We start from the raw sequence: 13,559 nt of genomic DNA on the forward strand, positions 1-13,559 counted from the left end.
GGTGACAAGGCGTAAAACTGACGGGCCCGCGCGAACTTGAACGCGGGCCTTCTGTTCTAATCGCCAACAAAGATTGCGGCAGTTGCGCTGCAAGCGACCCAAAAACCACACGATAAGGACGCGATATGTTGAAGAAACTTCTCCGCTCGCTGTTTGCCGGCCTCACGCTGACGGCCGCCGTGGCCGCTGTTCCGGTTCACGCCCAGGAAGCCGACGCACAATCGACCGTCAAGACGGCGGTGGACGACGTGCTCACCACCATCAAGAGCGATCCGGAACTGCGCGGCGGCAACATGGCCAAGGTGTACCAACTGGTCGATCAGAAGATCGTGCCGCGCGCCGATTTCAAGCGCACCACGCAGATCGCCATGGGCCGCTTCTGGAGCCAGGCATCGTCGGAGCAGCAGCAACAGATCCAGGAAGGCTTCAAGACGCTGCTGATCCGTACCTACGCTGGCGCGCTGTCGAACGTGAAGAATCAGACCGTCTCGTACAAGCCGTTCCGTGCCGCAGCGGACGACACCGACGTGGTGGTGCGTTCGACCGTGAACAACAACGGCGAGCCGGTGGCTCTGGATTACCGCCTGGAAAAAACCGCCAATGGCTGGAAGGTGTACGACATCAACATCAGCGGTCTGTGGCTGTCGGAAACGTACAAGAACCAGTTTGCCGACGTCATCAGCAAGCGCGGCGGCGTTGCCGGCCTGGTTAGCTTCCTGAACGAGCGCAACGCGCAGCTCGAGAAGGGCCCGGCAAAGTAAGCGGCCTTCCGGTAGAATCGATACGGCGGTCAGCTTTGGCCGCTGTTTCTTTTTCTGACACATCCCCCGCCATGCTGACCTTGTCCGGCCCGCTGACTCAGCTCGAAGCGCCGCGCGTTCTGCGCGAAGGCGAGGCGCAGCTCGGCCAGGCGCGTGGGGCTGGCGTTGCCACACTGCGCGTTGATTGCGCGGGTTTGTCGCAGGTCGATTCGTCGGCGCTGGCGGTGCTGCTGTCCTGGCAGCGCACGGCGCAGGCGGCCGGCATTGCGCTTGATATCGCGGGCGCCCCGCAGGCGCTGTCCAACTTGGCTACGCTGTACGGCGTGGAATCCCTGCTGGCCATTGCGCCGGCGTCTTCTGCAGCCCCTCATCACACACGACATTGAGGCGGCGTCCGGTGCAGGGCTGTTTGCCCCACATCGCGATGCCGCGCTCACAGTGACGTTGGCACGGCGCCGTCAGCCGAGCCGATGTCTGTTGGTGCAGTTCCCCTATAATTCTGGGTTTGTCGCTCTGCCGTCGCCACGTGCGACGTCTGCGTCCGCGAGGATCGTGTCGATCTACAACCGCGAGATGCGCAGGGGAGTTCACTTTGTCGGCCATGAAAGCCATCGAAATCGCTGACGTCCGCAAGCGCTACAAGTCGTTGCAAGCGCTCAAGGGCGTGAGCCTGTCTGTCGAGCAGGGCGAGTTTTTCGGCCTGCTGGGCCCCAACGGCGCGGGCAAGACCACGCTGATCTCCATCCTCGCGGGCCTGAATCGTGCCGATTCCGGCAGCGTGCGCGTGCTCGGCCACGATGTCGTCTCCGATTACCGCACGGCGCGCCGCAAGCTCGGCGTGGTGCCGCAGGAACTGGTGTTCGATCCGTTCTTCACGGTGCGCGAAACGCTGCGCCTGCAGTCGGGCTATTTCGGCCTGACCAAGAACGACGACTGGATCGACGAGGTCATGGCAAACCTCGACCTGACCAACAAGGCCGATGCCAACATGCGTGCGCTGTCCGGCGGCATGAAGCGCCGCGTGCTGGTAGCGCAGGCGTTGGTACACCGCCCACCGGTGATCGTGCTCGATGAGCCGACCGCCGGCGTGGACGTCGAGCTGCGGCAGACGCTGTGGAAATTCATTTCGCGCCTGAACCGCGAGGGCCACACCGTCGTACTGACCACGCACTATCTGGAAGAGGCCGAATCCCTGTGCGACCGCATCGCCATGCTCAAGTTTGGCGAGGTGGTGGCACTCGATCGCACGGCGAATCTGCTGTCGCAGTTTGCGGGGCTGCAACTGGTGCTGAGCTTCTCGCGCGGCACGCTGCCGGCGTCGCTCGACAGCCTGCGTCTGCCCGAGAACCACGGTGAGCGCAGCGTGCGCCTGCGCCTGTCGGGCTACGGCGAGGTCGAGCAGATTCTTTCCACCTGCCGCCAGGCCGGCTGCGAAATCGACGACATGGAAATCGCCAAGGCTGACCTGGAAGACGTGTTCGTGCAGATCATGCGCCGCGAGGGCGGCATCTCCGCCGTACCGCAAACACCTGAGACCGCGCTGGAGCCTGCCGCATGAACGCCATTCCCGAGACGCTGCCGGGCCGCTGGATCGGCTTCCGTACGCTGCTGTACAAGGAGGTGCTGCGCTTCTGGAAGGTGAGCTTCCAGACCGTGGCCGCGCCGGTGCTCACTGCACTGCTGTATCTGCTGATCTTCGGCCACGTGCTGGAAGACCGCGTGAAGGTGTTCGATCAACTCAGCTACACCGCCTTCCTGGTGCCCGGGCTGGTGATGATGAGCGTGCTGCAGAACGCGTTTGCGAACAGTTCGTCGTCGCTCATCCAATCGAAGATCACCGGTAACCTGGTGTTCATCATGCTGCCGCCGCTGTCGCACTGGGAGATGTTTGGCGCGTACGTGTGCGCCTCCGTCATCCGCGGCTTGGCCGTGGGGACGGGCGTGCTGCTGGTGACGACGTGGTTCGCGCATCTGCACTTTGCGCAACCGCTGTGGATCATCGTGTTTGCCGTGCTGGGTGCGGCGGTGCTCGGTACGCTGGGGTTGATCGCGGGCATCTGGGCCGAGAAGTTCGACCAGCTCGCGGCGTTCCAGAACTTTTTGATCGTGCCGGCCACCTTCCTGGCGGGCGTGTTTTATTCGATCCATTCGCTGCCGCCGTTCTGGCAGGCGGTGTCCCACGCCAACCCGTTCTTCTACATGATCGACGGCTTCCGTTACGGCTTCTTCGGCGTGTCCGATGTGCCGGTGGCGGTGAGCCTCGGCGTGATGCTGATCGCGCTGGTCGTGGTGGGGGGGATTGCCCTGCAGATGCTGCGCACGGGCTACAAGCTGCGCCATTGATGCGTCAATAACACCAACACGACGCACCACCCTAACGTTTTGCAGGAGAGGGAAGGCCATGTTGCCCACACCCGAACAAGTCAAGCAGTACATCGAAACCGGCCTGCCGTGCCAGCACCTCGAAGTCGAGGGCGACGGTCAGCACTTTTTTGCCACCATCGTCAGCGCGCAGTTTGAAGGCAAGCGGTTGATCCAGCGTCACCAGCTCGTCTATGCCGCATTGGGTGACCGGATGCGTGCGGAGATCCACGCGCTGTCCATGAAGACGCTCACCCCGGCGGAGTGGCAATCCTGATGGCCGAGCTTGATCCCGCTGTTGTGACCGCTGAAGTTTTCGCTGAATCCGATTCCGACCTTGCGCTCGCCGAGCGCCCTTCCCAAAGTGATCGACGAGACGTCTCGCTCATGGACAAACTGCTGATCGAAGGCAATGGCCCGCTGTCGGGCGAAATCCGCGTGTCTGGTGCCAAGAACGCCGCGCTGCCCATCCTGTGCGCCGCGCTGCTGACGCCCGAGCCGCTGGTGCTGCACAACGTGCCCAATCTGCAGGACGTGCGCACCATGCTCAAGCTGCTGCGGCAGATGGGCGTGGAAGGTACGCAGAACGGTCACGACGTCACGCTCGACGCCGCCGTCATCCACTCGCCCGAAGCCTCGTATGACCTGGTGAAGACGATGCGTGCGTCGATCCTGGTGCTGGGTCCGCTGCTGGCGCGCTTCGGTCATGCGCGTGTGTCGCTGCCGGGCGGCTGCGGCATCGGCGCGCGCCCGGTCGATCAGCACATCAAGGGCCTGCAACTGATGGGTGCCGAGATCGTCATCGAGCACGGCTACATCGAAGCCAAGCTCACCGATGGTGCCAAGCGCCTGCGCGGCGCGCGCATCGTCACCGACATGGTGACCGTCACGGGCACCGAAAACCTGCTGATGGCCGCCGCGCTGGCCGATGGCGAAACCGTGCTGGAAAACGCCGCACGCGAGCCGGAGGTGACCGACCTCGCGAACCTGCTCGTGAAGATGGGTGCGCGCATCGAAGGCATCGGCACCGACCGCCTGGTGATCCAGGGTGTCGAATCGCTGCAGGGCGCCGAGCACACGGTGATTGCCGATCGCATCGAAGCCGGTACCTTCCTGTGCGCCGTGGCTGCGGCCGGCGGCGACGTGACGCTGCGCGACGTACCGCCGGGCATCCTCGATGCCGTGCTCGACAAGCTGCGCGAAGCCGGTGTCACGCTCACCACGGGCGACGACTGGATCCGCGTGCAGATGACAGGCCGCCCGAAGGCCGTGAGCTTCCGCACGTCCGAATACCCGGCGTTCCCGACCGACATGCAGGCGCAGTTCATGATGCTCAACGCCGTCGCCGAAGGCTCTGCCACGGTGACGGAGACCATCTTCGAAAACCGCTTCATGCACGTGCAGGAACTCAACCGCCTGGGCGCCAACATCGTGATCGACGGCAAGACGGCCGTGGTGACGGGCGTTGAGCACCTGTCGGGCGCGACCGTCATGGCGACCGACTTGCGTGCCTCCGCCAGCTTGGTGATCGCCGGGCTGATCGCCAAGGGTGAAACGCTGGTTGATCGCATCTATCACCTCGACCGCGGCTACGACCGCATCGAAGACAAGCTCTCCGCCGTCGGCGCCAAGATCCGCCGCATCCAGGCGTAAGGTAAGGAACCTGCAGGCCATGAACGCAATCCAGTCCGCTCCCGATCAGCTCACGCTGGCGCTCTCCAAGGGGCGCATCTTTGAAGAGACGCTGCCCCTCCTGAAGGCTGCCGGCATCGAGGTGACCGAGGATCCGGAAACCTCCCGCAAGCTGATCCTGCCGACGTCGGACCCGGCGCTGCGCGTGATCATCGTGCGCGCCTCCGACGTGCCGACCTATGTGCAATACGGCGCGGCGGATTTCGGCGTGGCCGGCCGCGACGTGCTGATGGAGCACGGCATGGCGGGCCTGTATGCGCCCATCGACCTGAACATCGCCCGCTGCCGCATGTCGGTGGCAGTGCCCAAGGGCTTCGATTACGCCAACGCGGTGCGCCAGGGTGCGCGCCTGTCGGTGGCGACGAAGTATCTGAACACCGCGCGCGAGCACTTCGCCAAGAAGGGCGTGCACGTCGATCTGATCAAGCTGTACGGCTCGATGGAGCTGGGCCCGCTGGTGGGCCTGGCCGATGCCATCGTCGACCTGGTCAGCACCGGTGGCACGCTGCGCGCGAACAACCTCGTCGAGGTGGAAGAGATCGTGCAGATCTCGTCCCGACTGGTCGTCAACCAGGCTGCGCTGAAGTTGAAACGCGAGCGGTTGGCGCCGATCCTCGACGCTTTCGAGCGCGCCTCCGCCAAGGATGAGCGCGTTGGGGAACCCGCATGAGCCTGAGTATCCGTAAGCTGGATTCGGCCGAAGCCGGATTCGCGGCGCAACTGCGCCAGGTGCTCGCTTTCGAGGCGAGCGAAGACGAAGCCATCGACCGCGCCGCCGCGCAGATCCTGGCCGACGTGAAAGCGCGCGGCGATGCTGCCGTGCTGGAAGCCACGCAGCGCTTCGACCGTATCGAAGCGGAAAGCGTGGCCGCGCTGGAACTGTCGCCCACCGTGCTGCAGGCCGCGCTGGACGGCCTGGAGCCCAAGCGCCGCGCCGCGCTGGAGGCCGCTGCCGCCCGTGTGCGTGCGTACCACGAGAAGCAGAAACTCGAGTGCGGCACGCATAGCTGGGAATACGCGGAAGCGGACGGCACGGTGCTCGGCCAGAAGGTCACGCCGCTCGATCGCGTGGGCATCTACGTGCCGGGCGGCAAGGCGGCGTACCCGTCGTCGGTGCTGATGAACGCGATTCCGGCGCGCGTAGCCGGCGTCAAGGAAATCATCATGGTGGTGCCCACGCCGGGCGGCGTGCGCAACGAGCTGGTGCTGGCCGCGGCTTGCATCGCTGGGGTGGACCGCGTGTTCACCATCGGCGGCGCGCAAGCTGTCGGTGCGCTGGCTTATGGCACGGACACCGTCCCCGCCGTCGACAAGATCGTCGGCCCGGGCAACGCGTATGTGGCGGCCGCCAAGCGCCGCGTATTCGGCACGGTCGGCATCGACATGATTGCCGGTCCGTCGGAAATTCTTGTCATCTGTGATGGCACCACCGACCCGGACTGGGTGGCGATGGACCTGTTCTCGCAAGCTGAGCACGACGAGTTGGCCCAATCGATCCTGCTGTGCCCGAACGCCGCGTTCATCGCGCAGGTGGAAGCCAGCATCAACCGCCAGCTCGAAGAGATGCCGCGCCGGAACGTGATCGCCGAATCGCTGTCGGGCCGTGGCGCGCTGGTCAAGGTGCGCGACATGGAAGAGGCGTGCGAGATCGCCAACGACATCGCGCCCGAGCACCTGGAAATCTCCGCCGAGAACCCGCGCCAATGGGCTGAGCGCATCCGCCACGCCGGCGCGATCTTCCTCGGCAAGTACACCAGCGAATCGCTGGGCGATTACTGCGCGGGCCCCAACCACGTGCTGCCGACCTCGCGCACGGCGCGTTTCTCGTCGCCGCTGGGCGTGTACGACTTCATCAAGCGCTCGAGCCTGATCGAAGTGAGCGAAGCCGGTGCCCAGATGCTGGGCGAGATCGCCGCCGAACTGGCCTACGGCGAAGGCCTGCAAGCCCACGCCCGCAGCGCTGAGTACCGCCTGACCCCCAAGTCCGAATAACGCCTGCCGCATCACAATGACCGCCGCTCCAGCCCAGCCTTCGCTTGATGACCTGCTCGCCCGCATCGTGCGCGACGACGTGCGTGCCATGGGCGCGTACCACGTGCCTGACGCCACCGGCATGGTCAAGCTGGACGCGATGGAGAACCCGTACCCGCTGCCGGCCATGCTGCGCGATGCATTGGGCAAGCGCTTGGCCGATGTCGCGCTCAACCGCTACCCGGTGCCGACCGCAGACGCGCTCAAGGCGCAGCTCAAGCGTGTGATGCACGTGCCGGCCGGCGCCGAAGTGCTACTTGGCAACGGTTCGGACGAGATCATCAGCCTGATCGCCATTACCGCGGCCAAGCCTGGTGCGACGGTGCTGGCGCCGGTGCCGGGCTTTGTGATGTATGCGATGTCGGCGCAGTTGCTGGGGCTGAAGTTCGTCGGCGTGCCGCTCAAGACCGACCTGACGCTCGACCGCGAAGCAATGCTGGCCGCCATGGCCGAACACCAGCCCGCCGTCATCTACCTGGCCTATCCGAACAACCCGACCGGCAATCTGTTCGACGCGGCTGACATGGATGCCATCGTCCGCGCCGCGCGCGGCCCGGTGTGCCAAAGCCTGGTTGTGATCGATGAAGCCTATCAGCCGTTCGCGCAGCACAGCTGGATGCCGCGCCTGCGTGACTTCGACCACCTGCTGGTGATGCGCACGGTCTCTAAGCTGGGCCTGGCCGGTATCCGCCTCGGTTACGTGGCCGGCCACCCGAAGTGGATTGCCGAGCTGGACAAGGTGCGCCCGCCGTACAACATCAATGTACTGACCGAGGCGACCGCCCAGTTCGTGCTCGAACACGTCGATGTGCTCGATGCCCAGGCAGCGAACCTGCGCGCCGAGCGCACCAAGCTGATCGGCGCGCTGGCTGCGCTGCCGGGTGTTGAAGTCTTCCCGAGCGCCGCCAACTTCATCCTAGTGCGCGTACCCGATGCAGCGGCGCTGTTCGATCGACTCCTCAATCGGCGGATTCTGATCAAAAACGTCAGTAAAATGCACCCATTGCTGGCCAACTGTCTGCGCGTGACGGTCAGCAATCCCGAAGAAAACGCGCAATTTCTCGATGCCATTGCCGCATCGCTGCAGGAAGCCCCATGAGCCGTCGTGCCGAGGTCACTCGCAACACCTCTGAAACGCAGATCCGCGTCGCCCTTGATTTGGACGGCACGGGCAAGCAGGCGCTGAACACCGGCGTTCCGTTCCTCGACCACATGCTCGACCAGATCGCCCGCCATGGCATGGTCGACCTGGACGTTTCGGCCACCGGCGACACCCATATCGATGATCACCACACCGTGGAAGACGTCGGCATCACGCTCGGCCAGGCCGTTGCCAAGGCCATTGGCGACAAGAAGGGCATCGTGCGCTACGGCCACAGCTACGTGCCGCTGGACGAAGCCCTGTCGCGCGTGGTGATCGACTTCTCCGGCCGTCCGGGCCTGGAGTTCCACGTGCCGTTCACGCGGGCGCGCGTGGGCAACTTTGACGTGGACCTGTCCATCGAATTCTTCCGCGGGTTCGTCAACCATGCCGGCGTGACGCTGCATATCGACAACCTGCGCGGCATCAACGCGCATCACCAGATCGAAACCGTGTTCAAGGCCTTTGGCCGCGCATTGCGCATGGCGGTCGAGATCGATCCGCGCGCTGCCGGCACGATTCCGTCGACCAAGGGCGCGCTCTGATCCGACGCGTCGGCCTGGCCGCGCCTACCCGACCCCAAAAACGGCCACCGATCCGATGGATCTGACCAAGAGCTTTTTCTCGCTGCTCGCGCTGATCAACCCGATCGGCGCGATTCCGTTCTTCATCAGCCTGACCGAGAGCCAGACGGATGAGGAGAAGCGCCGCACCATCAAGGTCGCGTCGATTTCGGTGGCGATCGTGATTGGCTTGTCCGCGTTGCTGGGCGAGCAGATCATCGGATTTTTCGGATTCTCGGTCGGGTCGCTGCAGGTGGGCGGCGGGATCATCATGATCATGATCGCGCTGAACATGTTGAACGCGCAGACCAGCCGCACCAAGGCCACGCCCGAAGAAGAGGACGAGGCCGGTGCCAAGGCGAGCATTGCCGTCGTGCCGCTGGCGATTCCGCTGCTCACGGGCCCGGGCTCGATCAGCACGGTGATCGTCTACGCGGGCAAAACCAAGCACTGGTGGGATCTGTTCCTGCTGGCCGGCGTGGGTGTGGCAATTGCGCTCGTGGTATGGATCGTGCTGCGCGCCGCCGAGCCGATCGCCCGTGTGATCGGCCGCACCGGCATCAACGTCGGCACGCGGTTGATGGGTTTGATCCTGGCGGCGCTGGCCGTGGAATTCATTGTTGACGGGCTGAAAACCCTGTTGCCCGTCCTTCGGGCTTAATAAGTGAAGTCATGACTAAGATCGCAATCGTCGATTACGGCATGGGCAATCTGCGCTCGGTGGCGCAGGCCCTGATGGCCGTCGCTCCGGAAGCCGATGTGCGCATCAGTGCGCAAGCCGACGAGATTCGCGCGGCAGACCGCGTGGTGCTGCCGGGGCAGGGTGCCATGCCCGACTGCATGGCCGCCTTTGACCAATCCGGCCTGCGCGAAGCGGTGCTGGAAGCCTCCCGCACCAAGCCGATGCTTGGCGTGTGCGTGGGTGAGCAGATGATGCTCGAGCGCAGTACTGAGGCGCGCGTCGGCCACCAATACACCCCTGGCCTCGGCCTGATCAAGGGCGAGGTCATCCGTTTTGATCTGGACGGCCAGTTGCAGCCGGACGGTTCGCGGTACAAAGTGCCCCAGATGGGCTGGAATCGCGTGCACCAGAGCCGCGCTCATGCACTCTGGCAGGGCGTGGCCGACCAGAGCTACTTCTATTTCGTGCACAGCTACTACGCGCGGCCCGCCAACGCTGAAGAATCGGTCGGAGAGACCGAATACGGCGTGCGGTTTACCTGTGCCATCGCCCGGGATAATATTTTTGCCACACAGTTTCACCCGGAAAAAAGTGCGCAAGCCGGCTTGCAGATCTACCGGAATTTCGTGCACTGGAACCCGTGAATCCGGCGTTGCTTGTCGCCGTTGCTGCAACGGAACCCGTTTAACCCCACCCCCTCAACTTTGTCGTTACGACTATGCTGCTCATCCCCGCCATCGACCTGAAGGACGGTCAGTGTGTGCGCCTCAAACAAGGCGATATGGATCAAGCCACCGTGTTCTCGGAAGACCCTGCTGCCATGGCGCGGCATTGGGTCGAGCAGGGCGCGCGCCGCTTGCACCTCGTCGACTTGAATGGCGCTTTCGCGGGCAAGCCGCGTAACGAGGCGGCCGTCAAGGCGATCCTCGCCGAGGTGGGCGATGAGATTCCTGTGCAACTCGGCGGCGGCATCCGCGATCTGGGCACCATCGAGCGCTGGCTCGACGACGGCCTGGAGTACGTCATCATCGGTACGGCGGCGGTCAAGGATCCGGGCTTTCTGCGCGACGCATGCACGGCATTCGGCGGCCATATCATCGTCGGGCTCGATGCCAAGGACGGCAAGGTGGCGACCGACGGCTGGAGCAAGCTCTCCGGCCACGAAGTCGTGGACCTCGCCAAGAAGTACGAAGACTACGGCGTCGAAGGCATCATCTACACCGACATCGGCCGCGACGGCATGCTGCAGGGCATCAACATCGATGCCACCGTCAAGCTGGCACAGTCGGTAAAGATTCCGGTGATCGCCAGCGGTGGCTTGTCGAACCTCAAGGACATCGACAACCTGTGCGCCGTCGAAGAGCATGGCGTGGAAGGCGTGATCTGCGGCCGCGCCATCTATTCGGGCGACCTGAACTTCAAGGAAGCGCAAGCCCTCGCGGACAAACTCGGCGCGGCCTAAGCCGCGCTCAACGGGTGCTGCGGCACCCGACTCATCATGCTAGCCAAACGAATCATCCCCTGCCTGGACGTGACCAACGGCCGGGTGGTCAAGGGCGTCAACTTCGTCGAGTTACGCGACGCGGGCGACCCCGTTGAAATCGCGCGCCGCTACGACGAGCAGGGCGCGGACGAAATCACGTTCCTCGACATCACCGCTACATCGGACGGGCGCGACCTGATGCTGGGCATCATCGAAGCCGTGGCGTCGCAGGTGTTCATTCCGCTGACCGTGGGCGGCGGCGTGCGCGCGCTGGAAGATGTGCGCCGCCTGCTCAATGCCGGGGCAGACAAGATCAGCATGAACTCGTCGGCGGTGGCGAATCCGCAGCTCGTGTCGGACGCCAGTGCCCGCCATGGGGCGCAGTGCATCGTCGTGGCGATCGACGCCAAGAAGGTGTCGACCGAAGGCGAAGCGCCACGCTGGGAGGTGTTTACACACGGCGGCCGCAAGGGCACGGGCCTGGATGTCGTGGCCTGGGCGCGCGAGATGGCCCAGCGCGGCGCCGGCGAAATCCTGCTCACCAGCATGGATCGCGACGGCACCAAGGCGGGCTTTGATCTGGAACTCACGCGTGCGGTGTCCGATGCGGTGCCGGTGCCCGTGATCGCATCGGGCGGCGTCGGTAATCTGCAGCATCTGGCCGACGGTATCAAGCTCGGCCACGCCGATGCGGTGCTGGCCGCCAGCATCTTCCACTACGGTGAATACACCGTGGGCCAAGCCAAGCAGTTCATGGCAGAACAAGGCATTCCAGTACGGATCGGACTATGAGCAAGAAGTGGCTGAACAAGGTCCACTGGGACGACAACGGCCTCGTGCCGGTGATCGTGCAGGAGCAGGGCAGCAACGACGTCCTGATGTTCGCCTTCATGAACCGCGAGGCGCTGCAGAAGACCGTGGAGACCGGCGAGGCCGTGTTCTGGTCGCGCTCGCGCAAGCGTCTGTGGCACAAGGGTGAGGAATCCGGCCACATCCAGAAGGTGCACGAAATCCGCCTGGACTGCGACGAAGACGTGGTTCTGCTCCGCGTCACGCAGATCGGCGGCATTGCCTGTCACACCGGCCGTCACGCATGCTTCTTCCAGAAGTTCGAAGGCAGCGTGGAAGACGGCGACTGGCACACCGTCGAGCCCGTGCTCAAGAACCCTGACGACATTTACGCCGGCAAGCCCGGCCACAACCATGAGTGACACCCTGCGCCGCCTGGGCGAGGTGCTCGAATCCCGCAAGCTCGCCAACGGCGGCGACCCGGACAAGAGCTACATCGCACGCCTGTTCAACAAGGGCGACGACGCCATCCTCAAGAAGATCGGCGAAGAGGCCACCGAGACGGTCATGGCTGCCAAGGACGCTCGTGCCGCCGGCATGACCGACGAGGCACGCAGCAAGGTTGTCTACGAAGTGGCCGACCTGTGGTTCCACACCATGGTGCTGCTCTCGCACTTCAACCTGACGCCGGACGACGTCGTCAATGAGCTGGCGCGCCGCGAAGGGCTCTCAGGCCTGGAAGAGAAGGCATTGCGCAAGTCGCAGGCGCGCGATGCTGCCGGTGACTGACCAACGGTGACGAATCGTCGCAGGGAGGCAGCGTGGACAAATACGGACCGGCAATGGTGGTGACGGACGATGCAGAACGCCTGGCTGGACTGCGGCGCCTGACGCATATTCTGTATGCCCTCTACGCCATTTTCTGGCTGACAGGGGGCATCACTGCATTGATTGCCATCATCGTCGGGTATGTTAAGCGCGACGATGTGCGCGGCACGTTGTACGAGTCGCACTTCCGGTGGCAGATCCGTTCGTTCTGGTGGTGCGTATTGTGGGGTGTGATCGGCGTGCTGCTCATTCCCCTGGCCTTTGTGGGCTTTGCCGTGCTGTGGGCTCTGGGCATCTGGATGCTGTATCGTATTGTTAAAGGTTGGCTGTATCTGAACGACAGCAAGCCGATGTACGCGAACCAGTAACATCAACCAATGGCGCGGCCACCGTTGCCGCACCAATCGCCGTATTTACGTGGGAGTAGGACATGGGTTCCTTTAGCATTTGGCACTGGCTGATCGTGCTGGTGATCGTCATGATGGTGTTCGGCACGAAGAAGCTGCGCAACATTGGTTCGGACCTCGGTGGTGCCGTGAAGGGCTTCAAGGACGGCATGAAGGAAGGGTCGGAAGACAAGCCCGCAGCACCACAGCAGACTGCCGGCCAGCCGCCGCGCGAGCTGCACGACTCGACGACGATCGACGTCGAAGCGCGCGACAAGTCCAAGCAAGGCTGAGCGCCGCAGCACGCTGACCGATGATCGATCTCGGCATTTCCAAGCTGGCGCTGATCGGCGCGGTGGCGCTTGTCGTCATCGGGCCGGAGCGCCTACCCAAGGTGGCGCGCACCGCTGGCGCCTTGCTTGGCCGTGCGCAGCGCTATATCGCCGATGTGAAGGCCGAGGTCGGCCGCGAGATCGAGCTCGACGAGCTGCGCAAGATGCGCACCGAGTTCGAGCAGGCTGCGCGCAATGTCGAGCAGACCATCCATCAGGAGGTCAGCAAGCACACGACGGAGATCAACGAACGCCTGAACGAGGCGCTCGGCGATCCGGCATTGCAGCAGACGGCTACCTCCGCGCCTGACTGGCGCCCCGCACCGGGCAAGTCGCGCAACGGCCGCAACAGTTGGCGTAACAAGCAGCTCTCGATGCCCAAGTGGTACCGCCAGAAGCAGGGCGTGCGCATGTGGGCGCAATCGGGGGCCGCGCGTGTGAAGCGCCATCGCCCACCCATCGTCGCTGCGCAGTCGCGTGCGCGTTCCTTCTTCGAATGATCTTCCAGGC

19 protein-coding genes are annotated in these 13,559 nt (G+C 64.1%); all 19 read left to right on the top strand.

Annotated elements, in window-relative coordinates:
- The first annotated feature begins 125 nt into the window (after positions 1-125).
- The 19 genes from NG900_RS24725 (at position 126) to tatB (ending at position 13,549) form a co-directional block, all read left to right on the top strand.
- Positions 126-761: an MlaC/ttg2D family ABC transporter substrate-binding protein gene (locus tag NG900_RS24725; protein ID WP_252684725.1), complete on the top strand. Its 636-nt coding sequence runs from the start codon at positions 126-128 to the stop codon at positions 759-761.
- 71 nt (positions 762-832) lie between these two features.
- On the top strand, positions 833-1,147 hold the full coding sequence (locus NG900_RS24730) for an STAS domain-containing protein (protein WP_252684727.1): 315 nt from the start codon (positions 833-835) through the stop codon (positions 1,145-1,147).
- 215 nt (positions 1,148-1,362) lie between these two features.
- Positions 1,363-2,319, top strand: coding sequence for an ABC transporter ATP-binding protein (locus tag NG900_RS24735; RefSeq protein ID WP_252684729.1), 957 nt, complete (start codon positions 1,363-1,365; stop codon positions 2,317-2,319).
- Positions 2,316-3,104: an ABC transporter permease gene (locus NG900_RS24740; RefSeq protein WP_252684731.1), complete on the top strand. Its 789-nt coding sequence runs from the start codon at positions 2,316-2,318 to the stop codon at positions 3,102-3,104. The genes NG900_RS24735 and NG900_RS24740 overlap by 4 nt, the downstream gene beginning before the upstream one ends.
- 58 nt (positions 3,105-3,162) lie before the next feature.
- Positions 3,163-3,399, top strand: coding sequence for a BolA family protein (locus NG900_RS24745; protein WP_021197529.1), 237 nt, complete (start codon positions 3,163-3,165; stop codon positions 3,397-3,399).
- A gap of 110 nt (positions 3,400-3,509) precedes the next feature.
- Positions 3,510-4,775 (top strand): UDP-N-acetylglucosamine 1-carboxyvinyltransferase, encoded by a 1,266-nt coding sequence (murA, locus tag NG900_RS24750; protein WP_252684733.1) that lies wholly within the window; start codon positions 3,510-3,512, stop codon positions 4,773-4,775.
- A 19-nt stretch (positions 4,776-4,794) separates the two neighbouring features.
- Complete coding sequence (hisG, locus tag NG900_RS24755) at positions 4,795-5,484, top strand: ATP phosphoribosyltransferase (protein WP_252684735.1); 690 nt, start codon at positions 4,795-4,797, stop codon at positions 5,482-5,484.
- Entirely contained in the window at positions 5,481-6,806 is a 1,326-nt protein-coding gene (gene hisD / locus NG900_RS24760) for a histidinol dehydrogenase (protein ID WP_252684737.1), read from the top strand. The genes hisG and hisD overlap by 4 nt, the downstream gene beginning before the upstream one ends.
- 16 nt (positions 6,807-6,822) lie before the next feature.
- Entirely contained in the window at positions 6,823-7,944 is a 1,122-nt protein-coding gene (gene hisC, locus NG900_RS24765; protein ID WP_252684739.1) for a histidinol-phosphate transaminase, read from the top strand.
- Positions 7,941-8,531 (top strand): imidazoleglycerol-phosphate dehydratase HisB, encoded by a 591-nt coding sequence (gene hisB / locus NG900_RS24770; protein WP_252684741.1) that lies wholly within the window; start codon positions 7,941-7,943, stop codon positions 8,529-8,531. The genes hisC and hisB overlap by 4 nt, the downstream gene beginning before the upstream one ends.
- Before the next feature lie 55 nt (positions 8,532-8,586).
- Positions 8,587-9,210: a MarC family protein gene (locus NG900_RS24775; RefSeq protein ID WP_252684743.1), complete on the top strand. Its 624-nt coding sequence runs from the start codon at positions 8,587-8,589 to the stop codon at positions 9,208-9,210.
- Positions 9,211-9,221: 11 nt separating this feature from the next.
- Positions 9,222-9,875 carry an imidazole glycerol phosphate synthase subunit HisH gene (gene hisH / locus NG900_RS24780; RefSeq protein ID WP_252684745.1) on the top strand — a complete coding sequence of 218 codons (654 nt, stop codon included), beginning with the start codon at positions 9,222-9,224 and terminating at the stop codon, positions 9,873-9,875.
- 74 nt (positions 9,876-9,949) lie between these two features.
- Positions 9,950-10,693: a 1-(5-phosphoribosyl)-5-[(5-phosphoribosylamino)methylideneamino]imidazole-4-carboxamide isomerase gene (gene hisA, locus NG900_RS24785; protein ID WP_252684747.1), complete on the top strand. Its 744-nt coding sequence runs from the start codon at positions 9,950-9,952 to the stop codon at positions 10,691-10,693.
- Between the two features lie 36 nt (positions 10,694-10,729).
- Positions 10,730-11,506 carry an imidazole glycerol phosphate synthase subunit HisF gene (gene hisF, locus NG900_RS24790; RefSeq protein WP_252684749.1) on the top strand — a complete coding sequence of 259 codons (777 nt, stop codon included), beginning with the start codon at positions 10,730-10,732 and terminating at the stop codon, positions 11,504-11,506.
- Positions 11,503-11,925: a phosphoribosyl-AMP cyclohydrolase gene (gene hisI, locus NG900_RS24795; RefSeq protein ID WP_252684751.1), complete on the top strand. Its 423-nt coding sequence runs from the start codon at positions 11,503-11,505 to the stop codon at positions 11,923-11,925. The genes hisF and hisI overlap by 4 nt, the downstream gene beginning before the upstream one ends.
- On the top strand, positions 11,918-12,292 hold the full coding sequence (locus NG900_RS24800) for a phosphoribosyl-ATP diphosphatase (RefSeq protein WP_252684753.1): 375 nt from the start codon (positions 11,918-11,920) through the stop codon (positions 12,290-12,292). Before hisI ends, NG900_RS24800 begins: the two co-directional genes overlap by 8 nt.
- A 32-nt stretch (positions 12,293-12,324) precedes the next feature.
- Positions 12,325-12,699 (top strand): DUF4870 family protein, encoded by a 375-nt coding sequence (locus NG900_RS24805; protein WP_252684755.1) that lies wholly within the window; start codon positions 12,325-12,327, stop codon positions 12,697-12,699.
- A 62-nt stretch (positions 12,700-12,761) separates the two neighbouring features.
- The gene (gene tatA / locus NG900_RS24810) at positions 12,762-13,010 is read left to right on the top strand and encodes a Sec-independent protein translocase subunit TatA (protein ID WP_124383181.1); all 249 of its coding nucleotides are present in this window, start codon (positions 12,762-12,764) and stop codon (positions 13,008-13,010) included.
- A 20-nt stretch (positions 13,011-13,030) separates the two neighbouring features.
- Positions 13,031-13,549: a Sec-independent protein translocase protein TatB gene (gene tatB, locus NG900_RS24815; RefSeq protein WP_252684757.1), complete on the top strand. Its 519-nt coding sequence runs from the start codon at positions 13,031-13,033 to the stop codon at positions 13,547-13,549.
- Positions 13,550-13,559: the final 10 nt, after the last annotated feature.

Origin of the sequence: Ralstonia soli (genome assembly GCF_023955655.1) — a bacterium.
In the GTDB taxonomy this organism is placed as follows: domain Bacteria; phylum Pseudomonadota; class Gammaproteobacteria; order Burkholderiales; family Burkholderiaceae; genus Ralstonia; species Ralstonia soli.